The organism is Curvibacter sp. GW821-FHT09D12, assembly GCF_059416245.1.
On the sequence record NZ_JBWKOU010000008.1, the window covers coordinates 91,998 to 115,559 of the forward strand.

The 23,562-nt window shown below is 65.0% G+C and carries 21 protein-coding genes; 7 read left to right on the forward strand and 14 right to left on the reverse strand.

The annotated features are described in order from the left end of the window. Positions 1-10: 10 nt before the first annotated feature. The 4 genes from AC07PT_RS14770 to AC07PT_RS14785 are packed head-to-tail and all read right to left on the reverse strand — an operon-like array spanning position 11 to position 3,552. Entirely contained in the window at positions 11-1,333 is a 1,323-nt protein-coding gene (locus AC07PT_RS14770) for an NAD(P)/FAD-dependent oxidoreductase (RefSeq protein ID WP_492346032.1), read from the reverse strand. Beyond that, positions 1,330-2,088, reverse strand: a complete 759-nt coding sequence (locus AC07PT_RS14775) for an amino acid ABC transporter ATP-binding protein (RefSeq protein WP_492346033.1) — start codon at positions 2,086-2,088, stop codon at positions 1,330-1,332. Before AC07PT_RS14775 ends, AC07PT_RS14770 begins: the two co-directional genes overlap by 4 nt. After that, complete coding sequence (gene ehuD, locus AC07PT_RS14780; protein ID WP_492346034.1) at positions 2,085-2,756, reverse strand: ectoine/hydroxyectoine ABC transporter permease subunit EhuD; 672 nt, start codon at positions 2,754-2,756, stop codon at positions 2,085-2,087. The genes AC07PT_RS14775 and ehuD overlap by 4 nt, the downstream gene beginning before the upstream one ends. A 31-nt stretch (positions 2,757-2,787) precedes the next feature. Beyond that, complete coding sequence (locus tag AC07PT_RS14785; RefSeq protein ID WP_494657100.1) at positions 2,788-3,552, reverse strand: ABC transporter substrate-binding protein; 765 nt, start codon at positions 3,550-3,552, stop codon at positions 2,788-2,790. A 162-nt stretch (positions 3,553-3,714) separates the two neighbouring features. Between AC07PT_RS14785 and AC07PT_RS14790 the strand changes: the two genes are divergently transcribed. The 6 genes from AC07PT_RS14790 to AC07PT_RS14815 all read left to right on the forward strand — a co-directional run bounded on the left by AC07PT_RS14790 (position 3,715) and on the right by AC07PT_RS14815 (position 10,253). Next, entirely contained in the window at positions 3,715-4,542 is an 828-nt protein-coding gene (locus AC07PT_RS14790; protein WP_494657101.1) for an IclR family transcriptional regulator, read from the forward strand. Between the two features lie 57 nt (positions 4,543-4,599). Continuing rightward, on the forward strand, positions 4,600-5,370 hold the full coding sequence (locus AC07PT_RS14795) for a hypothetical protein (RefSeq protein ID WP_494657102.1): 771 nt from the start codon (positions 4,600-4,602) through the stop codon (positions 5,368-5,370). Positions 5,371-6,091: 721 nt separating this feature from the next. Then, a complete protein-coding gene (locus AC07PT_RS14800) occupies positions 6,092-7,855 on the forward strand; it encodes a tannase/feruloyl esterase family alpha/beta hydrolase (protein ID WP_494657236.1) in 1,764 nt (587 codons plus the stop codon). A gap of 12 nt (positions 7,856-7,867) precedes the next feature. Further along, the gene (locus tag AC07PT_RS14805; protein WP_494657103.1) at positions 7,868-8,455 is read left to right on the forward strand and encodes a DUF3237 domain-containing protein; all 588 of its coding nucleotides are present in this window, start codon (positions 7,868-7,870) and stop codon (positions 8,453-8,455) included. Between the two features lie 262 nt (positions 8,456-8,717). Beyond that, positions 8,718-9,341 (forward strand): hypothetical protein, encoded by a 624-nt coding sequence (locus AC07PT_RS14810; RefSeq protein WP_492346040.1) that lies wholly within the window; start codon positions 8,718-8,720, stop codon positions 9,339-9,341. A gap of 135 nt (positions 9,342-9,476) precedes the next feature. Further along, positions 9,477-10,253: a siderophore-interacting protein gene (locus tag AC07PT_RS14815; RefSeq protein WP_494657104.1), complete on the forward strand. Its 777-nt coding sequence runs from the start codon at positions 9,477-9,479 to the stop codon at positions 10,251-10,253. A 1-nt stretch (position 10,254) separates the two neighbouring features. On the opposite strand, the gene AC07PT_RS14820 is transcribed toward AC07PT_RS14815, so the two are convergent. The 6 genes from AC07PT_RS14820 to AC07PT_RS14845 all read right to left on the reverse strand — a co-directional run bounded on the left by AC07PT_RS14820 (position 10,255) and on the right by AC07PT_RS14845 (position 15,372). Beyond that, positions 10,255-10,716: a DUF4405 domain-containing protein gene (locus AC07PT_RS14820; RefSeq protein ID WP_494657105.1), complete on the reverse strand. Its 462-nt coding sequence runs from the start codon at positions 10,714-10,716 to the stop codon at positions 10,255-10,257. Next, on the reverse strand, positions 10,701-12,110 hold the full coding sequence (locus tag AC07PT_RS14825; protein WP_494657106.1) for a sensor histidine kinase: 1,410 nt from the start codon (positions 12,108-12,110) through the stop codon (positions 10,701-10,703). The genes AC07PT_RS14820 and AC07PT_RS14825 overlap by 16 nt, the downstream gene beginning before the upstream one ends. Continuing rightward, positions 12,091-12,765 carry a response regulator transcription factor gene (locus AC07PT_RS14830; protein WP_492346044.1) on the reverse strand — a complete coding sequence of 225 codons (675 nt, stop codon included), beginning with the start codon at positions 12,763-12,765 and terminating at the stop codon, positions 12,091-12,093. The genes AC07PT_RS14825 and AC07PT_RS14830 overlap by 20 nt, the downstream gene beginning before the upstream one ends. Positions 12,766-12,779: 14 nt before the next feature. After that, a complete protein-coding gene (locus AC07PT_RS14835; protein WP_494657107.1) occupies positions 12,780-13,568 on the reverse strand; it encodes a MipA/OmpV family protein in 789 nt (262 codons plus the stop codon). A gap of 145 nt (positions 13,569-13,713) precedes the next feature. Then, positions 13,714-14,130 carry a hypothetical protein gene (locus AC07PT_RS14840; RefSeq protein ID WP_492346046.1) on the reverse strand — a complete coding sequence of 139 codons (417 nt, stop codon included), beginning with the start codon at positions 14,128-14,130 and terminating at the stop codon, positions 13,714-13,716. 150 nt (positions 14,131-14,280) lie between these two features. Beyond that, positions 14,281-15,372 carry a porin gene (locus tag AC07PT_RS14845; RefSeq protein WP_492346047.1) on the reverse strand — a complete coding sequence of 364 codons (1,092 nt, stop codon included), beginning with the start codon at positions 15,370-15,372 and terminating at the stop codon, positions 14,281-14,283. Positions 15,373-15,524: 152 nt separating this feature from the next. Here AC07PT_RS14845 and AC07PT_RS14850 point away from each other — a divergent pair, with 152 nt between their 5' ends. Further along, a complete protein-coding gene (locus AC07PT_RS14850) occupies positions 15,525-16,424 on the forward strand; it encodes a LysR family transcriptional regulator (protein ID WP_492346048.1) in 900 nt (299 codons plus the stop codon). A 46-nt stretch (positions 16,425-16,470) separates the two neighbouring features. On the opposite strand, the gene AC07PT_RS14855 is transcribed toward AC07PT_RS14850, so the two are convergent. From AC07PT_RS14855 to AC07PT_RS14870, 4 genes are all read right to left on the reverse strand, one after another. Further along, a complete protein-coding gene (locus tag AC07PT_RS14855; protein ID WP_492346049.1) occupies positions 16,471-18,207 on the reverse strand; it encodes a tannase/feruloyl esterase family alpha/beta hydrolase in 1,737 nt (578 codons plus the stop codon). A 240-nt stretch (positions 18,208-18,447) separates the two neighbouring features. Continuing rightward, entirely contained in the window at positions 18,448-18,819 is a 372-nt protein-coding gene (locus AC07PT_RS14860; protein WP_494657108.1) for a c-type cytochrome, read from the reverse strand. A 13-nt stretch (positions 18,820-18,832) separates the two neighbouring features. Then, positions 18,833-19,309, reverse strand: coding sequence for a MarR family winged helix-turn-helix transcriptional regulator (locus AC07PT_RS14865; RefSeq protein ID WP_494657109.1), 477 nt, complete (start codon positions 19,307-19,309; stop codon positions 18,833-18,835). A gap of 54 nt (positions 19,310-19,363) precedes the next feature. Beyond that, positions 19,364-23,440, reverse strand: a complete 4,077-nt coding sequence (locus AC07PT_RS14870) for a beta strand repeat-containing protein (RefSeq protein WP_494657110.1) — start codon at positions 23,438-23,440, stop codon at positions 19,364-19,366. Positions 23,441-23,562: the final 122 nt, after the last annotated feature.

A 23,562-nucleotide genomic window follows, 5' to 3' on the forward strand; every position in this document is an offset into this window, starting at 1 on the left:
CGGTAAGGCCTCAGCGAGATCGGCCCTTGCTTGACTCCAGCCGATCGAGCAATGAATACCAGGCCACGCCCGCGGCGATGTAGAAGCGCTGCAGGCCGTGCAAGGGGATGCGACGCATGCGGGTGATGGGGTACGGAAAAGGCGCCCCTCCTGCAAGCTCGCCGGCCGTCAGGCGCTGGGCAATCTGCTGGCCCAGGCTGGTACACAACGCAATGCCACGCCCATTGCAACCCAGCGCCATGGTGACGCCGGGAGCAGGCTCGTGCACGTGGGGCATGAAGTCGCGCGTGATGGCGATGCGACCGGCCCAGCGGTATTCATACTGCAAGGGCCCCAAGCCTGGAAACAGCAAGGCCAGCGAGCGTTCGAGGTGGGCAAAATCCTGAGCGCCGACCGGGTCGCTGAAATGGCCGCGCCCCCCCATCAGCAGCCGTCCCTGGGCGTCTTTGCGGAAATACAGCAACAGCCGTTGCGAGGTGGAAGCGGTCTCACCCGCCGGCAGGATGGCCGCTGACTGCTCGCCCTGCAGCGGGCGCGTCGCCACCATGAAGCTGTTGGCGGCCAGCACCGTCTGACGCAAGCCAGACCACAGACCGTCGGTGTAGCCATTGGTGGCAATCACCACGCGGTCGGCCCGCACCGTGGCGCCGCCTCGGCAAGTGGCAAGCCACTGCCGGCCCACCCGCTGCAAGGCTGTCACCGGGCTGTGCCCGTGCACTTGAACACCTTGCCTCTGAGCGGCTTGCAACAGGCCCCGGGCATAGGACAGCGGTTGTACCCCACCAGCACGGCCATCGAGCCAGCCGCCGGCGAAAGCCTCCGTGCCCACGCGGCGCATCACCGCTGCGCGGTCAAGCCACTCGACTGCCACGCCTCGGGCCGCCCATTGGCGCGAACGCGCCTGCAGACTCGCCAACAGCTTCTCGTCGTAGGAAAGCTGCAGCCAACCGGCTCGCACCGGATCGCAGGCGATGCCATGACGGCGGATCAGCTCGAACACCAGGTCGGCCGACCCGGACACCACCTCGATCAAGGCCTCGGCACGCTCAGGGCCCAGCAGGGCCCTGAGATCGTCGGGATCGTGCTTGAGCGTGGGGTTGACCTGCCCACCATTGCGCCCTGAGGCCCCCCAGCCCGGCTCACGGGCCTCCAGCACGGTCACGCGGGTGCCCGCCTGGGCCAGGTGCAAGGCAGTGGACAGACCCGTGTAGCCCGCGCCGATCACCAGCACATCGGTGCGGGTCGATTCGGACAGCGCCGGCGTGGCGGTGGCGGGCAGCGCTGTGGCCGCCCACAGCGAAGGGGGCATGGCTTCGGAATAGGGCAGGCTCATGGCGTGCGCTCCAATACCGCCTGGGCCGGCTGATGCAGCACCCGCCGCAGGAAATCCTGCGTGCGCGCGTGGCGCGGTGCCCCCAGCACCTGGTCGGAGCTGCCCTCTTCGACAATGGTGCCGCTGTGCAGAAAACAGACCCGGTCGGCCACCTCGCGGGCAAAACCCATTTCGTGGGTGACCACGATCATGGTCATGCCTTCGCGGGCCAGGGCACGCATCACCTCCAGCACATCGCCCACCAACTCAGGGTCCAGTGCCGATGTGGGCTCGTCGAACAACATGGCCTCGGGTTTCATGGCCAGCGCGCGGGCAATCGCCACCCGCTGCTGCTGACCGCCCGAAAGCTGGGCCGGGTAGGCCTGAGCCTTGTCCACCAGGCCCACCTTGTCGAGCAGATCCAGGGCCAGGGCCCTTGCCGGACCGCGGGCCTGGCCCTGCACATGCACCGGGCCTTCCATCACGTTGTCCAGCACGCTGCGGTGGGCAAACAGGTTGAAGCGCTGGAACACCATGCCCATGCGACAGCGCAGTTGCCGGATCGATGCACTGCGCACATCCACGGGCTGGCCAAAGGCGCGGATTTCACCGCCCTCGTAGGTTTCCAGCCCGTTGATGCAGCGCAGCACCGTGGATTTGCCTGAGCCGGACGGCCCGATCAGGCACACCACCTGGCCGGCTTCCACGTTCAGGCTGACGCCCTTGAGCACTTCGTGTGCTCCGTAGCGTTTGTGCAAATCGCGAATTTCGATCATGGCCTGCGGGCCCCCTTGCCAAAGTGGCGTTCAAGTTTCTTCAGGCCCGCCACGAGAGGCAGGCTCAACACCAGGTAAAGCAAGGCCACCAGGGTGTAGACCGTCATGTTCTGGAAGGTGGACGAGGCAATCAGTTGCCCGGCCCGGGTCATCTCTGCCACGGTGATGGTGGACACCAGCGACGAATCCTTGAGCATCATCACCAGCGTGTTGCCATAGGGCGGCAGCGCGATGCGGAAGGCCTGGGGCAGGATCACCCGGCGCATGATCAGCACCGGTCCCATGCCCATGGCCAAGGCAGCCTCGCGCTGGCCCGGGTCGACCGCCTCGATGCCGGCCCGGAAGTTCTCGGCCTGGTAGGGCGAATAGGCGATGCCCAGGCCGATCACGCCAGCCTGGAAAGCCGTGAGCTGGATGCCGACGTCGGGCAACACAAAATAGATGTAGAACAACTGCACGATGATGGGCAGGCCGCGGATCAGGTTGATCAACGCGCCCCCGGCCCAGGCCAGGGCCCGCACCGGGGACAGTCGGACCCATGCCAGCACCAGGCCGAGCACGGTGCTGAAGACAAAGGACAACAGCGTGACCTCGACGGTGACCACCGCCCCCTGCAGCAGGATGGGCAGGAACTCACGCGCATGGTCGATGAACTGGGACGCAATCATGAAGCGCTCTCAGACCTGGGGCGCGCGGGCCTCAGATGCCCCACTTCTGCACGATCTTGGCCAGGGTTCCGTCCGCCTTGATCGCAGCAATCGCCTTGTTGAGGCGCGTCAGGGTCTCGGTGTCACCCTTGCGCACCACCAGGCAAACATCGCCCACGTTGAGCGGTTTGTAGCTGTCGACGAGGCGCACCCCCTGGAAGGTGTTCTGGCGGATCTGATAAGCCATGATGGGCTGATCAGCCAATGCGGCCTTGATGCGACCGAGGGCCAGATCACGCGCCAGGTCGGCCACCGAGTCGTAGCTGCGCACCTCCTTGAAAATGCCCTTCTTGTTGAGCATGTCGAGGAACACCGTACCCACCTGGGCCCCAACGACTTCGCCCTTGAGCTCATCAAGCGTGGTGTAGGGCTTGGCATCGTCGGCCTTGACCAGCAGCCCTTCGCCATAGGAATAGACCGGGTCACTGAAGTCGACCACCTGCTGGCGCGCCGCCGTCTTGAGCATCGCGGCCGAGATGATGTCGATCTTGCTCGAGGTGAGCGACGGAATCAGGGCCGAGAAAACGGTCTGCTGCACATTGACACTGAATCCACCGGCCTTGGCCACCGCCGTGACGGTGTCCACCATCATGCCCTGGATGGAGTTGCTCTTGACGTCCAGGAAGGTGAATGGGATGCCCGTGGCCGTAGCCCCCACGTTGTAGCTGGATGCACCGCCCTGGGCCCATGCACCCGAAGTGACACAGGCCGCGCACAAGATCAGGGCGGCACGGCGAAGGGATGAGGCAAGTGACATGGAAAGCTCCTATACAGGCAAGGCCAGAGGGTGGATGAATGGGTGAAGTTGCATCGCTTGGTGCAACGAACATGCCAATATTCGATTTATAAAACTCTTATTGCAATTAATACAAACCACTATTCGACGATATAGAATCGAATATCGATTTTTAAGACCGACATGATCCCCACCCAAGACACCCTGAAGACAAGTGCTGCCGACGCGCCGGCAGCCGGCGGCAACAGCTTGCTGTTCAACCAGTCGCTTGAGAAAGGACTGGGCGTGCTGCGCGCCTTCAATGGCCAGCGCCGCACCATGACGATCGCCGAGGTGGGCGAAGCAGTGGGGATCAACAAAAGCTCGGCCCAACGCATGGTCTATACGCTGGAACAGTTGGGTTACCTGCGCAAACACCCGCAGACCCGGCGCTACCAACTCGCTCCGCGGGTGATGGAGATCGGATTCAACTACCTGTCGGCCAATCCGATGATCGAGATTGCCAACCCCTTCCTGTCCGAGTTGTCGAACGTCACGACCGAAACCTCGTGCCTGACCGAGGGCGATGGTGACGAAATGGTCTATGTGGCCCGCTTTGTGAGCGCCCAGTTCGTGCCGGTGCACATGCCCATCGGCAGCCGCATCCCCATGTACTGCACCGGCTCAGGCCGGGCCTACCTGAGTGCACTGCCCGAGGCCGAAGCCCAGGCCCTGATTGAGGCGGCACACCGGGTGGCCCATACACAGCACACCCTGACGACCGTGGAGGCCATCCTGGAGGCACTGCGCCAGACGCGCCAGCGCGGTTACGCCATCAACCGCGAGGAGCTCTTTCTGGGCGACATGACACTGGCCGCACCCGTACTTGGCGCCAGTGGCCGCCCGCTGGGCGCCATCCACGTGGTGGCCCCCACCAGCCGATGGACCCTGGAGGAGGCCGAGCGCAGGTTGGCCCCACCGCTGCTGCAGTGCGCCAGGGCGGTGAGCAGTTCGGTGCGCACCATGGGCTGATGGCGCTCGGGCTGGGTTAGAGTTCCGCCACCCACATCGCCCCCTGGCCCGACCACCATGAACCGACTGCAATCCGAGCTGTGCCGCCTGTACCTCCCCACGGGCGCCCCGCCGCCTGAAGGCGATGTGGCCGAGTTGGCACTGACCGGCCCCGACGGTGCGTTGCGAGGCGCCGTGCTGGAACTGGCCCGCCCGGCCGACTGGCCGGCGCTGTCGGCCCTCTGGCAAGGGGTGCAGGCCGACCTGGGCCTGCCAGCGCCGGCCATCGCCGTGAATGGGCTGGACGGCTACCAGCTGTGGTTTTCGTGGGCCCAAGCGATGCCACTGGCCCAAGCCCAGGCCTTTTTGCAGGCCCTTTGCGCGCGCTACCTGCCCGGTGTGCCGGCGCGGCGCCTGCGGCTGCTGCCCCAGCCTGGCCAGGGCGTGCCCCAGGTGCCAGCGCTGCGGCCCGACACCGGGCTGTGGTCGGCCTTTGTGGCGCCTGACCTGGCCGCCGTGTTTGCCGACGAACCCGCCATCGACCTGCCCCCCGGCCCCGAGGCCCAGGCCGATCTGCTGGCCCGGCTGACCAGCATGCGCCCTGGCGACATGCTGCAGGCCTGGGAGCGCTTGCAACCCGCGCCAGCGCCCCAAGCCCACAAGGCACAGGCGGCGGCGCCTGCGCCGATGGGCCCACCAGCCACCCCCCACACCAGCGCCGGGCCTGGTCCTGGCTTGAGCCCGCAGGCCTTCTTGCGTGCTGTGATGGACGACCCCGGCGTAGCCCTGGCCCTGCGCATCGAAGCGGCCAAGGCCCTGCTGCCTGCGAGCCCCGCCAACGCGGGCTGAACACCATGCAGCCGCCGCCCCGCCCTGCCAGCCCGCAATAGGCCGGACTGGCCGGACTGGCCACGCTGCGCGGGCTGTGCACCCTGCTGCTGGTGATGCACCATGCCGCCATCAGTGAGCGCCTGTTGACGATCTCGCACGGGCCGCGTTGGAGCGCAATCGGGATGAGTGGGTGGCCCGGATGCGCCGCATGGGCTTGTGCCCATGCAAGCGGGCGGGGCGCCACACATCCGGGTTCGTGCCCGATTTCGCGCCAACCCTTCGGGCCGTGGCCTTTTCAGGCGGTCTGCGGCATTGCGGCACTTGTCGATAGCCGGGCTATCGACAGCGCACCGCGCCTTGCATCCGATTCCAAAAAGACCACTGCGCGGCCCGCCACATTCTTTTGACCGCTCAGGCCCGCCGTTTTGAAATTTCAAAAATATAAGTACATACCTGCTGGCGAATGAGCCGTCGCCAAGTTCATCAGTGTCTTCAAATGACGCCCCATCCATGCACAGACGCCAAATGCGCCAAATGCGCCATAGCGAGATCATCTCTGCCATGGGAAGCCCAAGCCATGCCCCAGGGTTTATACGGTTTCATCGATCAATTTAGTTCATTAATGTAAGCATATTGAAAATGACAACGTTATCTTCAATCTCAAACTCACCACACCATCTGCAACGCCATGTTCACGAAGCCAACGCCTTTGACCCCCCCGTTTTCAGCGCCCACCGCCATGTACCGACTGAGTTCGCTCGGCATGGCGTGCCTGGCTTTCTCGCTCTCCGCCTGCGGCGGCGGTGACTCCGGGCCCAGGGCGGCGGTCGGTGCCATTCCGGCCGCCAGTTGCAGCGCGGCCACTTTTTCGTACAGCAACCTGACCGTCACATCCGTCAAGCTGGTGGCAGCCGGCTCCAATGAGGCGGCTGGCAGCAGCGGCGTGACCATCACCAACCCCGAGTACTGCGACGTGGTGGGCACCCTGAACCCCCGCACGGGTGCCCTGGATGGACGCCCCTATGGCATCGGCTTCGAGATGCGTCTGCCCACCCAATGGAACGGCCGCTTTTTCTACCAGCCCAACGGCGGTCTGGATGGCTCGGTGGTGGCGGCCGTGGGCGACATCCTCGGCGGCGGGCAAGCCTCCACAGGACTGACCAAAGGCTTTGCCACCCTGAGCACCGATGCAGGCCACCAGCCCGACACCACGGTGAACGCCAACATCAATGGAGGCGTGTTCGGCATCGACCCGCAAGCGCGCCTGGATTACGGCTACAACGCAGTAGGCAGCCTGACCCCGATGGCCAAGACCTTGATCAAGCAATACTTCGGCAAGCAGCCTGACCGCTCCTACATCGTGGGGACATCGAACGGGGGGCGCCACGCCATGGTGGCGGCCTCGCGCTTTGGCGACCAGTTCGACGGTTTTGTGGCCGGCTCGCCGGGTTTCAACCTGCCCAAGGCGGCTGTGGCCCAGCTCTGGGGCGCCAACCAGCTGGCCACCATCTCCAGCAAGTTCAGCAGCGGCGCCAAGGCTGGCCTGCCCGATGTGTCGACCAGCTTCAACGTCAGCCGCGACCTGAAACTGGTCTCCAACGCCATCATTGCCAAGTGCGACAGCCTCGATGGCGTGGCCGATCAGTCGGTCAACGACATCCAGGCCTGTCAGACAGCCTTCAACATCAGTACCGATGTGTCCACCTGCGCCGGCACGCCCGATGGCACCTGCCTGAGCGCCGGCCAGAAAACGGTATTGGCCAACATGCACGCGGGGGCCAAGAACTCGGCCGGCCAGTTGCTCTACACCCAGTTCCTCTGGGATGCCGGCATCTACAACAGCTCCTCCTCAGGCTGGTTCACCTGGAAGACCGCCAACGCCACCGGACCACGCGATCCGCTGTCCGTGGGCTTTGTGTTCACGACCCCACCCACCTTGCCCAGCGTGATGACCGGCGTCGACCCAAGCATCCTGAACTTCGTGCTCGGCTTCAATTTCGACACCGATGCGCCGAAGATCTTCGCCACCAACGCCACCTACACCCAGTCGGCCATGGCCTTCATGACCCCACCTGACCTGCTGATGAGCAAGATGGTTGGCAACGGGGGCAAGATGATTCTGGTGCAAGGCTCGGCCGACCCGGTGTTCTCGGTCCAGGACACGATCAATTGGTACAGCAACTTCCAGGCCGCCTGGAATGACAAGGCCCAGGTGGCGGCACGGCTGTTCGTTGTTCCGGGCATGGGCCACTCGCGAGGCGGGCCCGCCACCGACAACTACGACATGGTGGACGCCATCGTGAACTGGGTGGAGTACGGCAAGGCCCCGGACAGCGTGCTGGCCTCCGCTCGGGGCGTTGGTGGCTCGATTGCCTCAACCAACGCCGACGTGCCCACCAGTTGGTCACCCAACCGTACCCGCCCACTGTGCCCCTACCCGAAGGTGGCCCGTTACAACGGTTCGGGCAATGTGGAGTCGGCCGCCAGCTTCAGCTGCCGATGAGGAGCAAGCGTCATGACGGCAGATGTCTCTGAAACCGGCCAGAAGGGCACGCCTTCGATGCCACGACGCCGTTGGCTGGGGGCCGGCCTGCTGGCCGGTACCGGCCTGATGGCCACGCCCGCCCGGGCCGCACCGGGGCCCAGCACAGCCACCACCGACCGGGTACCCATGGCCTTGCCACGCACCGAATTCGTCTACGAAGCGGTCTGCGATCTGGAGCCCACGCTGGACCTGGGCCAGTCACCCTGGGGCGAGCGTCGCATGGTGCCGATTGCCGGCGGCACGTTTGAAGGCCCGGGTCTGAAGGGCAAGGTGCTACCGGGTGGGGCCGACCGCCAACTGATCCGACGCGATGGTGCCCGCTCGCTGGACGCGGTGTACGAGTTGCAGACGCATGACGGCGTGATCATCTCGGTGCGCAACAAGGTGCTGGTGCGGCCGCCCAAGGACGGGCGCGCCCGCTACGCGTTCTCAACCCTGGAGATCGTGGCCCCCGAGGGCCGTTATGGCTGGCTGAACGACCATGTGCACGTGGGCATGCTCGACAGCCTGCGCCCGGAGCGCGCGGCTGTGGTGATCCGGGTGTTCCGCCTGATCTGAAGCCGCGCAGCATCACAGAAGCGGGTAACTCTGCAGTAAGTCAGGCCGGATGACCATGCGTCATCTCCAGGCCTGTTTTTCGTCCTCAAGTCCTTTTGAGGAGCGGGCCTGGACCTGATGCACGGAGGTTCAGACCATGAAGGCTGTCCGCCCCCTCTTGCCCTGGCCCCTCCCCGCCACCCGCCAGCGGGTCGCGACAACGCCCGCCGGAGGTGCCCGGCAAAGCTTGTCACGGGGCCGCAGAGCGCTGTTGATCATGCTCATGGGTGCATGCCTCGGCCCATCCTGGGCCCAGGGCTCGCCAATGCCGCCGGTCGAGGCGGCCGTCGCCCGGCTGCAGCGAGACTGGGAAGCCATCCGCTACCAGAAGGCCGCCAGTGAGCGTGAAAAGTGGTTCGAAGGCCTGGCCACCAAGGCCCACGTGGTCAGCGAGACTTACGAAGGCCGAGCCGAACCCCTGATCTGGGAGGGGATCGTGCTCGGCTCGCTGGCCCAGGAAAGGGGCGGCCTGAGCGCCCTGCCGCTGCTCAAGCAGGCGCGCAGCCGGTTCGAGCAGGCCTTGCGGATCAATGACCAGGCGCTGGAGGGGACGGCCTACACCGGCCTCGGGGTGCTTTACTACAAAGCACCGGGCTGGCCGCTGAGCTTCGGCGACAAAGCCCAGGCGCGCGCGCTGTTGACCCGGGCTCTGCGACTTGATCCGCAGGGCCTGGACCCGAACTACTTCTATGCCGAGTACCTGGTCGAATCCCGCCTGCCAGACCAGGCCCTGCCCTACCTCGAGAAAGCCCTGGCCGCACCGGATCGCCCGGGCCGACCGCTGACCGAAGCAGGCCTCCGTCAGGACGCCAGGGCCCTGCTGGCCAGGATCCAGCAGACGCACTGAACCTTCCAGCGCCGCCCTTCCACCTGCGCAGCCCCCATGCCGACTTCAGTGCTTGCTTCAGGCCGGACATCGCAGCACGCCTTGTCAACACCAACAGCCTCAGATCCCCCCCCCAACAAACAAAGGAGTGACACCATGCGTGATGACCCAATGCCTCTACCCCCTCAGGAGATGTGGCGCAACGACCTCGCGTCGCAAGGTCCCGTCCCGGATTCTGGCGGCCTGGACCGAGCCCTGCCCCGGCTTCTGACACGGCTGTTCTTCCGCCAAGCGGTCATCACCGCGCACCAGGCATTGGCGCCGGGCCTGTTCATGATTTCTGTGCAGGGACAGGCACTGAAGGGGCTGACCTGGTCACCTGGGGACAAACTGCAGATCAAGGTAGGCCCCGGCATGACGAACCGCACCTACACCCCCATCGACTGGAATCCGGAGACCGGCGAGACCCGCTTTGTGGCCCACGCCTTGGCACACGGCCCGGGCAGCGAATGGGTGCGCCACGCCCGGGTGGGGCAGGCCGTGGCCTTGATGGGGCCGCGCCGGTCGCTGGACCTGTCGGCCTGGCCTGCCGCCACCGGCGTGCTGGTCGGGGATGAGAGCAGCATCAGCCTGGCAGCCGCATGGCGGCCGGCCCGCATCGTCCTGGAGGTCGACCAGCCCGAGCGCATCCACGCCCTGCTGCAGACCTGGCAGTTGCAGGCCGAACTGGTGGCCCGCCAAAGCGACGACGCCCACCTACCCGCCCTGTCAGCGCTGGTGCTGGCCGGCGCCGACGCGGCTTCGCGCTACGTCCTGACCGGGCGGGCACGCACCATCCAGAGCCTGCTGCCGGCCCTGCGGGCGCAAGACGTGCCCCGCCATCGCTTGTTGAGCAAGGCCTATTGGGCAGCCGGCAAGACCGGCTTGGACTGAGTCAGAGCAGCCCATCGGGCGGGCGCACCTGGCGCCCGCCGCCCTGCGCATCGCACGACTTGAGTTCGAGGCCCGGCCCGGGTGTCTGGCCAGTTGGCGAAGCAGCCTTGGAAGCCTCCCAGGCCTCACCCACCTCGATGCGACGCGCCATGTCGTCGAGCTGCCGCGCCTGGTCAGACGCCACGGGGTTCATCCAGACCAGTGCGTAGCAGATCACCAACAGCGTCAACACCAATCCGGCCACGCTGCGGGCGGCAGGTGCCTTCAGGTGGCGCCGCAGGGTGGCTGCCTGGGTGTACAGATGCACCCCCACGGCAGCCACCAACACAATGCCGAACAACTTGTGCACCGGGTGCATGCGCAGCGTGAACGAGGGTTGGTCCACGATCAGCATCATCAGCCCTGAACTGGCCATGCCCAGAAAGGCCACCAGCAGCACAGGGGTCGTCAGGCGGCGGACCATGACGCGCCTCCCGGCGAGGCGACGGGCAGCAGGTTCAGACTGAATTCGGCCCCGGGTTCAGCATTGCGCGCCTTCAGATGCCAGCCATGGGCCTGCGCCACTTCGAGGCAGATCGCCAGTCCCAGGCCGGCCCCCACATCACGCCGCCCGGGGCCGCGCCAGAAGCGGTCGTAGAGGTGGGCGAAATCGGCCGGATCGATGCCCGCACCGACATCGCGCACCACGATGGCCTGTGCCTGCAACCGCAAGCTGACCATGGAGCCTTCAGGCGCGAAGCCGATGGCGTTCTCGACCAGGTTCTTGAGCAGCACGAACGATGCTGAGTGGTCGCCCCGCACGCCCCGGGGCACCGATTCGATGTCGGGCACCAGGCCGACACCGGCGCGCTGGGCCAGGGGAGCCAGAAAGTGGCACACCTCCCAGACGATGGCCTCCCAATCCAACTCCGCATGGCGGTAGCTGCGGGGTTCGGTCACCTCGGCCAGCACCAGCATCTGCTGGACCTGGCGCGAGAGCTGATCGACATCCTGGATCAAGGCCCGGGCATCGGTTTCGCCCAGCTCCATCTGCCCCTTGAGCAGTGCCAACGGTGTCTTCAATTCATGGGCGGCGTCCGCCAGGAATTTCAGCTGCCGGGCAAAAGCGTCCTCCAGCCGCTGCAGGCTCTCGTTGAACGACAGCACCAGGGGTTTGAGCTCTCGAAACACCCCTTCGGTGCCCAGACGCAAGCCGGGGCGACTGAGTTGGATGCGGCCGGCCTCTTCGGACAGCCGCGTCACGGGGGCCAGCAGACGACGGAACAGAAAGAACTGAACCCCGCCCAGCAACAGCACCGAGAGCACCGCCATGAGCAGCATCATCCCCCCCAGCCGTGTCCCGTTGCCGGCATGGAACAGAACCACCAGCCGCTCGCTGAGTCCGACCTGCAACCACAGATGGTCCTCCCCCTGACTTGGCGCGGGCAAGGCGACGGTGCGCACACGCAGCGGCAAACCCTCGACCCAGACCCGCCCATGGGTCTCGTGCGGTTCAGCGGCCGGTGCGGCGCCGGGCCAGACCTGCCGGGCCCGCTCAGAAGACCACAGCAGTTCATGGCCCTGATCGTCGAAGACGCGATAGACCAGATCCAGCGGCGCCAGATCGGACAGCCATCGCACCTCTTGCGGAATGAGCACCTGGGTCGGCAACCCCTGCGCGTCGAACTGCACGCGCTCCGCCAGTTCAGTGGCCACAGCCAGGGTGGAGTGGTCCACCCAGTGCAGCGGATCGCCGCGCAGAAACCAGACGATGGCCAGGGCGATCAGCGACAGCGTGACCAACCAGGCCACGAGGTAGGTCCACATCAGCCGGGCACTGAGGCTGAGGTCGGCCCATCTACAGGTCTTCAAGCGCATAGCCGACCCCCCTCAGGTTCTGGATCTTCACAGTCGAGCCCAGCGCCAGGATCTTCTTGCGCAGGCGATGCAAGGCCACATCGAGCGCATTCGGCGTGACCGCCTCCTGCAAGCCCCAGGCCGCCGCCTCCAGGGCGCTGCGCCGTATCGGGTCGCCCCCGCCCTTGATCAGGGTCAGCATGATCTGCAGTTCGGTGCGCGGCAGTTGCACCGATTGCTGAGCACACACCAACAAGGCCTTATGGGGTTGCACCTGCAAGTCTGCGAAACGGGGCTCAAGCGAGGTCTGCTCCGGTGCGCGGCGCAACAGGGCCCGGGTGCGGGCCACCAGCTCTTCCAGCGGGAAGGGCTTGGTGAGGTAGTCATCGGCGCCGCCCTCCAACCCGGCAACCCGGTCGTGCAAGGCGTCGCGCGCGGTCAGGATCAGGCAAGGCAGTTGCTTGCCACTGTCACGCCAGCGCCGGATCAGCGACAGGCCATCGCCATCCGGCAAGCCGCGATCGACCAGCGCCGCTGAGTAGGCCTGGCTTTCAAGTGCCGCCCAGCCCTGGTCGATGCGCTCCAGCACATCGCATTCGACACCGGCCTGGGCCAGGGCTCTTTTGATCAGGCTGGCCAGCCTGGGGTGATCCTCGATCAGCAGGACACGTTGCACAAAGCGACTCCCTCTCAGAACCGATAAAGATAGCCGATGCGCAGCATGGGCAGCGTCGAGCGGTCCACCAACGGGCTGTTCTTGATCGACGAGCCCAGGCGGGTCACGCCCAGGTCCAAAAAGGTGGTCTGATTGGGCGCCAGCCGGTAGTCCAGGCGCACCGCCAATTCGGTGTTCAGGGCCCCGCTGGCCTGGTAGGCCGCACGGCCGGCTCGGGCTTCGGCCTGTTCCACGCCGTAGTAGTACTGCACGTACTTCTGGTCCTGCCAGCTCAATTGGGCCCGCGGGGCAAGGCCGAAGCCACCCAGGTCAAAGCGGCGTTCCACCCCGACCTTGATCTTCTGCCCCTTGCTGTAGCCGGAGGCGTCGCCCGCCAACTCGGCCGACAGGTTGGCCAGCTCGGTGCGCCAGGCCACCCGCGTGCCCACCCAGAAGCTGGACCTGCGATCAGCCATGCCGGCCAGGGTGGGCGAATCCTTGGCCTGGTAACCCTCATCGGCCCCGTAGCCAAGCGTGAGCCCGAAGGCCACCGGCCCGGCCTGACCGAGCTTGAACTCCAGGCCCGGGCCGAACACCCGGACCCAGGCGTTCTCGTACGTCACCATGGGGAAGATTTCGGTCTTGTGCCTGAAGTCCTTGTAAGCCCGGACCCGGGGGAACACCACACCGCCGACACCCCAGCCGTAGGGGGGATCGGCATCGCCTGGTGCACCGTCGGCCCGTGCACTCTGGGCACAAGCCAGGCACATGGCCAGGGCCGCCAAAGGCACGGCCCGTGCCATCTGTGGGATGAATGCGTTCATGAGGTTCTTTCAAAACAGAGAAGATGCCCCATGGTCGCCCGCATCGACTTACCGCATCGTTACTGAGAGCCCCTCCTGCCCGAAATGGCCCCTGCCACACGGCACAGCCTTTGAATGCGGCAGCAGGCCAGCAAGACGAGCGCCATCAGTCCTGACTGCGGCCCACCGTGCCGAATGAAATCCACTCGCTTTCCAGGTCTTCTTCGATCCGGCTGAAGGCCTGGCTGGCCTCGACGGTGCCCATCGATTCGTAGCGGATCTTGCGCACCAGCGAATCCAGCGCCTTGGTCTTCTTCCAGAACCAGGCGGACTTCTGCTCAAACCGGAACACGGTGCTGGCCGTCAGCATGACGGCGGGCAGGGCCGCCAATGAGGCCGTGAACCACTTGGGAATCTCGGCAATGGCCACGGTGATGCCGGAGCCAATGCTGGCCAGCACGATGACACCCGACACCGCATAGGCCAGAAAGTAGTTGCGGATCGCGAAGCGCCGTGCCGCTATCGCGGCTGCAGCGATCTCCTCGTGGATCGCGCGTGCCAATTCGTCATCGGAAGGATTCATGGTGGGCTCCAGACGTCGGGTTGCAGCGGCCTCCCAAACGAAGGCCGTGCAACGCCTGGGGATTCTGCAACCGGGTGGGTGGGGCAGCCAGCGCCACCCCCCCCCCCCCCCCCCCCCCCCCCCCCGCCCACCTGCAGTCCCGGAGGGCCCTCAGAAGCTGTGCTTCATCCCCAGCGAGATACCGGTGCTGGTGGCACTCAGGCCGGCGCCCTGGTAGTCGCGCTTCCAGCGGGTGTTGTCGGCCTCAAGGTAGACCAGAGAGCGCTTCGACAGCTTGTATTCCAGGAACGCAATGGTCCGGTTGTAGCCGTCATCGAGTGCCGCCGTGCGCGACCGGTTCACACGGTAGTGCCCGACCAGCAGATCGAGCTGCGGCGTGATGGGCCAGGTGCCGCCCAGGCCCAGCACCTGGTTGCGCGTCTTGGCCGTGGCCGAGGTGTCTGCGGTGTGGCCGCTGTAGGTCAGGTTGAGCCTGCCCGCCCCCACCGGCACGGCAACACCACTGACATAGCCGTTGAGGGTGAGGCCCGTGACCGTCTTGAACTGCGTGTAGGCCACGACGGCCTGCCAACCTGCAGCCTTGTATTCGATGCTGGCCCCGTTCGAGGACAGCTTGCTGTTGCTGTCGGCCTGGTTGCCGAACGCGTGCATGACCCGAGCCGTGGTGTTGCCAAAGCCATAGGCGTACTTGACCGAGTTGTCCAACCGGTAGCTGCCGGTGCTGGAGCCCGAAGCACCATATTCGATGCCCAATTGATGGGCACTGAGCGCCGCAATCGCCACATTCGAGTTCAAGCTGGCAAAGCGGGTGGCCAGGGGGTCCACCGGCAGCACCGCGTCGGCCAGCAAGGTGTTCTGACGGCCCAGGGTGAGGGTACCCAGATCGCCCCGCAAACCAGTGTAAGCGCCGCGGTCAAAGAACTTGCTGCTGCTGGCGGTGGCGCCGGTGTTGATGTTCAGCCCCGACTCCAGAAAGAACAGGGCCTGCAGCCCGCCGCCCAGATCTTCGGTGCCGCGGTAGCCCAGGCGGCTGGTGGTGTTGATGCCGCTGTTGATCATGCTGGCACTGCCCACCGAGCGCGCATTGGCAGGGTCCATGCCGGAGGTGCTGCGCACCCCTGCGTCCATGATGCCGTAGACCACGGCGCTGCTCTGGGCCTGAGCCAGGCCCGAGGCCAGCAGGCCCAACAACAGCGTGGGCAGGGCATAGGCTGCCCGATGGGGCATCTTCTTCTTGGTCATGCAAGTCTCCTCGTTTCCCGGGATATCGTTTTGGTGAATGTGCTCCGCCGCCTGCAGCGGCCATGGCGTGGCGGACCCCGCGCAAAAGCGGCGTGATGATGCCGGGTCAACGGCTATTTCTCAATTGCATTAATTTGATTTATAAATGCTTCATGCGCATCAATATCGAATTAGGGGAACTGCAGGCCTTCCTGGCCGTGGCTGAAAAATCCAGCTTCAAGGCCGCGGCGGAGAGCCTGTTCCTTTCGCAGCCAGCACTCAGCCGCCGCATCGAGAAGCTGGAGCTGGAGCTCAAATGCCAGTTGTTTCAACGCACCACACGGCGCGTTGCACTGACGGACGAAGGCCGTCAGTTGCAGGCCCATGCGCAGATCGTGATGGAAGAGTTGCGCCTGGCTTACCAAGGCCTGGAGGCCCGGGCCTTGGCCCGCACCGGCAAGGTGACGGTGGCCTGCGTGCCCTCGGTGGCGCATCACATCCTGCCGGCCGTGCTGGCCCACTACGGCAGCCTGAACGAAGGCGTGCGGGTGAAGATCATCGATGAAAGTGCGCAGACCGTGCTGGACAGCGTGTTGCACGGCCATGCGGATTTCGGCGTGAACTTTCTGGGCAGCCAAGAGGCCGATCTGGAGTTCGTGCCCATCCGAACCGAGGACTACGTCGTGGTGGTCCCCGAAAGCCACGGCCTGGCCCGGCGTCGCAGCGTGTCCTGGAAGACGCTGCTCAAAGAGCCTTTGATTGCGGTGTCCAGCAGCAGCGGCAACCGCCTGCTGATCGACAGTGCCATTGCACGCACCGGCATGCGCCCCACCATCCGCTACGAGGTCAACCACGTCACCGGGGCCTTGAGCCTGGTGGCAGCGGGGCTGGGGGCGGCTGTCTTGCCGGCGTTGGCCGTGCAGGGCCCGCTCCAATCGGGCCTGAAAGGGGTGGCCCTGACCGACCCCGCGGTCTCACGCACCCTGGGCCTGATTGTTCACAAAGGCGCCCGACTGCATCCAGAAGCACAAAGCCTGGCTGACCTGTTGGTGCAGGCCATCCAGGCGGTCTGAGGGCGGGCGACAGAGGCCCCTTCGGGCCAGGCCCCCGCCTCGGGCATCAAGGCTGGCAGCTGAAGCTGGCGGCCGACTCGACGTCCCCCGTGCCGTTGTAGCGCGCCACCTTGGGGTAGGCGCACAGCGGTCGAGTGCGGGTGGCCGACCAGGTGCTGGGCACATCGGCATTCACGCCACCCGCATTGCCGGCCCCCCGGGCGCTAGCCACCACCTGATCCGGGGCCTTGCCCTGCTCCACCCAGGCCACCAGGGGCGTGATCATGTCGAACTGGTCGGTGGCGGGGCCGCCCGAGCAGTGGTTCATGCCAGGCACCTTGAACAGGCGGGCAAAGTTGGTGGCATCGCCTCCGTTGGCAGCGTTCAGGCCGTCAATCAAGGCCACGGTGTCGTTGACCGAGAAGATCGGATCGCTCACACCGTGGTAGACCATCACCTTGGCGCCCCGGTTCTTCAACCCGGACAGGTCGGTCGGGTTGGGTGGCGTCATGAAGCCCATGCCCGACTCGGTGTAGGTGCTGTTGGTGGCATTGATCTGGGCCACCAGGGTGTCGATGTTGGCGCCCAGGGTGAAGGCCGGCCCGTTGAAGGTGGCTGCCGCCTCGGGCGGGGTCTTGAAGATCAGGCCCACGGCGCCTGAATCAAGCTGCAGCGGCGCCGTGAACTCCCAAAAGGCCACGCCGGCACCCCCATGCCCGCTGTCGAACGGGAAGCTGTTGTAAACGGCGGCGCCCGCGCTGGTTGTGGGGCCCTTGAAGATGTTGGACACCGCCGTTTTCTGAGCCGTGGTCAGGCAGGTGCCATCGCGGCTGCCGGTGCAGGTGGGCACATCGGTGGCGATGTTGAACGCGGCCTGACAGGCCTTGCCATCCTGGATCATCCCGTCCGTGGCGCCGTCCAGTGCGTCGCACTTGGCCAGCACCGCCTTGGAGACCATCGTGCGCTCGGCGGTTGTGTAGGCCGTGCCCAGGCCGGCCGGGGTACTGGGGTCGGTGCCTGCCGCGACCAGGCTGGCGTACTGCTGGCCCCGGTAAATGCTGCGCACGGCCGCCTTGGGCAGGTTGTAACCCGGGGCGCCTGCCAGAAAGCCATCGTACTGGTCGCTGTAGCGCGCCGCCCCGACCAGGGTGTGACGCCCCCCGTTGGAGCAACCGCCCAGGTAAGACCGATCAGGGCCCTTGCCATAGGCCAGTTGAATCACGTTTTTGGCCATTGGGGTCAGCTTTCCGACCGCTTGGTAACCGTAGTCGAGGCGAGCTTGGGGATCGATACCGAACGTCGGGTTCTGGGCCGCAGTGTGTCCGGCGTCCGAACTCAACACTGCGAACCCCTGCAGCAAGGCATGGGTTTGGGGCCCCCCGCCAAAGCCACCTGTGGCCGTGACCACATTGCCGTCGGTACCCCCATTGGCCTGGTAAAAGAAGCGGCCATTCCAATTGACCGGCAGGCGCATTTCAAAGCCGATGGCATAGGTCTGACCATCGACGGCGCTCACACGCTGGTTCATCTTGCCTGTGACCAGGCAATGGGCCGGCACGGCCTGCCCCCCCACCGTGAGGGTGCCGGCAGCCACGGTGCTGGTGCCCGTGATGGCCGTGTTCTGCAGGGCGCCCAACTTGCTGGCCAAGGCCTCGCAGGTGCCGCTCAGGCTAGCACCGGTGGCGGCCCCCAACTGGGGGATCACCACACCGCCGCCACCGCCGCCACAGGCCGAAAGCACCGCCACAGCGAATGCAGCGGGCAACCATCGGCACGCGGCAGAATCATTTACCTTATTAAGCATCTTCATGTCTCCTCGTGGGTCAATTCGCGATTTATATTGGGAAAGTCCAACTCACGACCTTCCAGATACTTACTATATGTAATTAGTTTTGCACAAAAACTAGGGATTACGCGAAGGAATCGAAGAGGGGATGGAAGCCGATCCGGCGCACCCGGACAGGTGCCCCAGGCAAAAGGCCACGGTGCACACAGGCGTGTGGTCACCCACGCAAGGGCCACTCGTCCAAAGACAAACAGAGATTCAGTGGGGATCAGGCTGGGCCAACACCCAGGCGGCCAGTTGACGGGCTTCGACCTCGGTCACACCGGGCTGGCGAGGCATGATCACGCGCCCCCAACGCCCCACCGAGCCGGCGCGGATGATCGCCGCCAGCCGCTCCGGGGCTTTGGGATCTCCGCGGTAGCGCTGGGCCACCTGGGCGTAGCCCGGCCCCACCTGCTTGTGCACCAGGCCATGGCAGGACAGGCAACCATGGCCACGGGCCAGACTCAGGCCCGGGTCGGTCACATCGCTGCCCGCATCGCCGAAAGCCACCCACAACAGGCCGGCCAAGGCCAGGCCCAGCAGCCCCGTCAGCGCCGCGGGCCAGAGGTGACGGATTCGATGGATCAAGGCAGGGGCACTTTCAGACCTTGCGGTGTGCAGCGACCTTGGCCAGCAACTCAAACAACAGGGTGCGCTCACCCGGGCTGAGGTGGCTCAGCAGATCCGCCTCCATGCGGTCGATGATGGCTTCCAACTTTTGCACCAGCGCCTCACCGTCGGGGGTCAGCCTCAGGTGCTGCACACGCCGGTCTGTCTCGCTGCGCTCACGCTGCAGCAGCCCTCGCTCTTCCAGGCGCCCCAGCAGCAGCGTGAGGTTGGGGCCCGGCACATTCATCGCCACCGACAGGCGTTTGGGCGTGACATGTTCATTGGAGGCCACCAGCATCAACAGGCTGAACTCCAGCTTGTTGAGCTGGCAATGGGTCTCGATGTTCGACTTGAAGAGCCGATTGGTGGGGATGGACGCCTGCGCCAACTGATAACCCAGCAGGCGGGTGAGCCGATGGTGATCAAGGTGGCCGGGGCCGGTGGGGTCAGAAACACGTGTGCTGGGCATACCCGGGTGAGTTTAGCGCCGGCCCGGGCCAGCGGGGCCCGCCATCCTGACGCTTCAGGCAGGGTGCCTGATCAGCCCCCCCTTGAAGCCCAACAATGACACGGCCGCCAACAGCATGGCCAACAGGGCCAGCGTCATATCCGACAACGCTGGCACGCTCAAGGCATCGGCCCCGCCAAGCCCCACCCCGCCCGGGTCAGTGATCGCTCCATCAACCAACCCATCGTCGTCACCAGAGCCACCATCTGTCAGCGTCAATGTGACCGTGTTACCCGAGATTGAGGCCCCGGAAAAGACATACCAGTGCGCCGCGTCTGTAGGGCTGGTTTTACCGTACTTCCAGTACCGGGCACCCGCTGGCAAGGCCTGCGGGTAGGTCAGGGTCAGTTGAACGGTTCCCCCAACCGTGACATTGCTGATGACCATGTCAAACAGGCCGTAGGGGAAGCTGACCCCCGCGGGCGCAGCTGTTGCTGGGGAACCGGCGTCACCACTCACCGCGATGAGGCGGGCACGGGTCAAGGTGGCACTGCCGCCCCCACCGGTGAACGCCGCCCCCACCGATCCGGAACCACCCGAGGGCGTGCCGCTGTAATTTCGCGCCGTGACCGGCAAGCTCAGCGTTTGTGATGGGGCTGCCGCATAGACGGCATTGCCTGCCTGACTGGCTGTAACAGTGCAAGTGCCCTCGGCTACACCCGTGACCACCTGTCCGCTCACGGTACAAATCGAGGTGGTCTGACTGGCCCAACTGAGCGTCAGGCCTGAACTGGCACTGGCGCTGAGCGTGCCCGTGCCACCCACAGACACCACCGGCGCGCTGCCCAGGGTGATGCTTTGAGTGGCCTGACCGACGGTGATCGTATAGGTGCTGGTGCTGCCATCTTGCGCAGTCACCACCAGGTTGATGGTGCTGCCCGCGGCGACGGCGGCCGAGGCCTGGCCTGCAAGCAGCGAGCTGCCGTTCAGGGCCATGCCCGCATGGCTGAGATCGTCGGGGGTGGCGCTGACCTGCACAGCGTTCGCGCCATTGTTCAACACTGCGCTGTAGCCGTAGACGGTCGCCGAAAAGACCGGCGAAAGCGTGGCGTTGCTCAGGCTGAGTGTCGCAAGCCGAGAGTCGTAGGAAACCACTGCGCCGAGGGTGACCGTATCCACCCGCGACTTCTTGATTGGGTAATCGTGCTGAATGGCGTTGACATCGCCATCCAGATCCTTGGCGCCAAGGCCATCGCCGTAAAAGACCACATCACCACTGTCGCTGATCAAATCCACCGTGCTGGCAGAGTTGGTGGTGTCCGGGACCTCGACGACGCCTTCTACAGAACCGCCATAGTTGGGCGCCGTGATGCTTCCCAAGGCGGTCGCCCGCATCTGAAGATTCGTGGCCAGACCCGTGCTGGAATCAAATGAACCGTCCCAGGTGAACAGACGGAAATCGTAAGGTGCCGTCCCCGTGGCGCTGTTGGCCGGCCCGGCAATGATCAGGTACTGTCCTGCCGCGTTTTTCTTGATGTCGCGGATGCCCCGCCCCCCAAGATCGAGTCGGATCGGCAGGCCCAGACCGGAACTCGGTTGACTGGCGTTGTAGGTGCCACCACTGGTCGTCAAGACCTGATTGGTGTCACGGTAATTGGCCACCTGAATGATCAGTGCGTGGGTACGGCCCGCGTTGTTGCCAGAGGTCACGCCAGGTTGTCCGGGTGCGGGTACCAAGGGGGCGCGGAATGCGAACCAACCCACGGAATCGTTTGGTGAGGTGGTCAACCCCTCGATGTTGAAGCCGTCCAGACTGCTGCCCTCCGGCGCGTTGCCGTCTGCCGTACTGGCCGCCAAGCCGAAATAATCGCCCCCCAGACCATGCATGTTGCCACGGTCCCAGTTGATCAAATCAGGACGCAGGTACTTGTAGTAGCCCACGAAGGTCAAGCTCGGGTCGGATGGAGTACTGTCGTCCAGGGTATAGGCAAAGTAGCGCCAACGGGCTGGGCGGATCTGGCCGGAGCTGCTGTTGCTGTGGGAGCCAGACCAGTAGGTGACATTGCCAACCCGGGTCGCGGCCTCCATGTCGGACTCCAGGTTGGTGTTGCATTCATTGGCGCCATAGCTGGCGATGGTGGCAGCAAAGGTGCAATCGACACCTGTCTTGCCCGTGTTCACCTGAAGATCGGCAGAGATATCAAATACCTTGATCGGCTGCCCCGACCGCGTTCGGTCCCAGAGGTTGATGACGTTGCCTGGTTCATCGTCGGCCACCAGCACATAGGGGCTGCCAGCACTGCCGCTCACGATGGCATCGGATGAATCTGAGCGCCCGGCCATCCAGCGTGGATTGGTGCCTCCAGCGAGGTCGGCAGCGCTGCGCGCTGACACGGCGAAATGACGAGTTGCCGTCGTGACCGCCTGGTTCTGTCCCTGGGCATCGCCCCCATCGGTGACCGACACGGTCACATCGACATAACCTGCCCCGGTCAACGCCGCCGGGCTGATGGTCAGGGTGCAGGCTCCGGTACTGCAGCCGCTCAAACCCAGCCCCGAATCGGGCAACAAGGCTGTGTTGCTACTGTGCGCTGTGACCGTCAAGTTGGCTGTCGGCGTCTCGGCGTCCGACACGGTGAAGCTCAATCCCGTGCTGGCGACTGGATCGTGGGTGTCGCCTGCCGTGATCGGATAGCCGACGGTGTCAGTGCCGTCGGTGACCGAGGCAAAGGTCAGCAACGGTGCCGTATTGGGAGCCGCAATGGCGGCAGAAACCAGATCCGTGCTGGAACCCAGGCTGTTCACCGCACGAACCCTGAAATAGTGGGTTGCACCACTGAGTCCGGAGACCGTGACCGATGTCTGGGTGCCGGGCACGATCAGGGTCTGGGACGGCGCGGTGGCAAAGTTGTCGCTCGACACTTCTACCACGTAGTAGGCCACATCCCCGCCGGAACTCGGCGCATGCCATTGCGCAACAAAGCTGGTGGCAGTGACAGTGCCTGCATCAGCCTGGCTGGCACTGCCAGGGGCTTCAACAGGCAGACTCGCTTCAGGAGCTAACGCCACACCATAGAAGAAGGTGTTGGTCGAGGTGGTCGTGGCATCGCCCGTTGCCGTGGCAATGATGGCCGGTGTGCTGGCCGCCATGCTTGCCGTCGGACCCGCACCATCCACACTGCGGTACAGATTGCCGGTGTTGGAATCGGTGTAGAACAGCGCCACACGCCCATCGCCAAGATTCAGTGCCGCCAGCCCCTGCAGGTTGCCGACGCCCGTAGCAGTCAGGCTGCCCCGGCTGGTCCAGAGGGTGCCATCGTAGGAGTACTTGTCAATGCTGCCTGCACTGTTGTTGGCCAAATACAGGGTGTCACTGCCCGAGACGCCAGTTTGCAGATCCAGCAAGGCCATACCGCGGTAATTGCCCACGGTCGTGATGCTGCCGATGGCGCTACCGGTTTGGCCTGTGGTGGTCGGCAGGCCGGTGCCAATGATGTTCAGCGTTGAGCTCTTGAGAGAAGCCCACAAACGGCCATCGGCCACCAGCAACCCATGCACGGCATTGGTGCTGTAGACCTGTGTGGCATTGGTGCTGCCTTTGGTGGCATACCAAACCCCCTGCTTGGCCGACGTGCTGCCGTCCCCACTGAGCCAGGCATGGCTGCAGTTGTCACTGACCGCTGCGCGAGGGGATTTGGTATTGAACGCATTGCTGCCCAGCGTGGTGGTGGTGTCCACAGCGCCGGCAGCGCTCACGATCGCCAACGAGCGCTGCACCGTGCCGCTGGCCGAAGCCGCCACACCTGTTGTGCCGGCCGCTGTGGCATACCCCGGCACCAGCAGGCAGGCCCCATCAAAGGAACGGGTCAACAACCCCTCCGAGCCCGTGCTGCTGGCGGTCAGAGCATTGGTCAGAGGTGCAGTGCCGGCAACGGTCGGCATGGTGATGGTCTGCACCAAGGTGCCATCCGCCCGGTATTCATCCAGGTAGACCGCCGTAGCTGCTGTGCTGGCTGAGATCGAGCCATCGCCCACCCTGTACAAGACCAGATTGCCCGGCGTGAATGCAGCTGCATGCACCGTACTTGCAATTGTCGCCACCACACTGAACAGCAAACTTGCCGCCAGCACCCTCTTTGATGCGAGCTTCATGACCGTATGTTCCGAACCCAAAGCGTACGAACATAGTTCGCAACGATGACAGGGTCGTGAAACCCCCGTCCGCCGCGGCGATGCACTGCGTCGTGCCAAAAAAGGGGCTAGAAGCACTCACT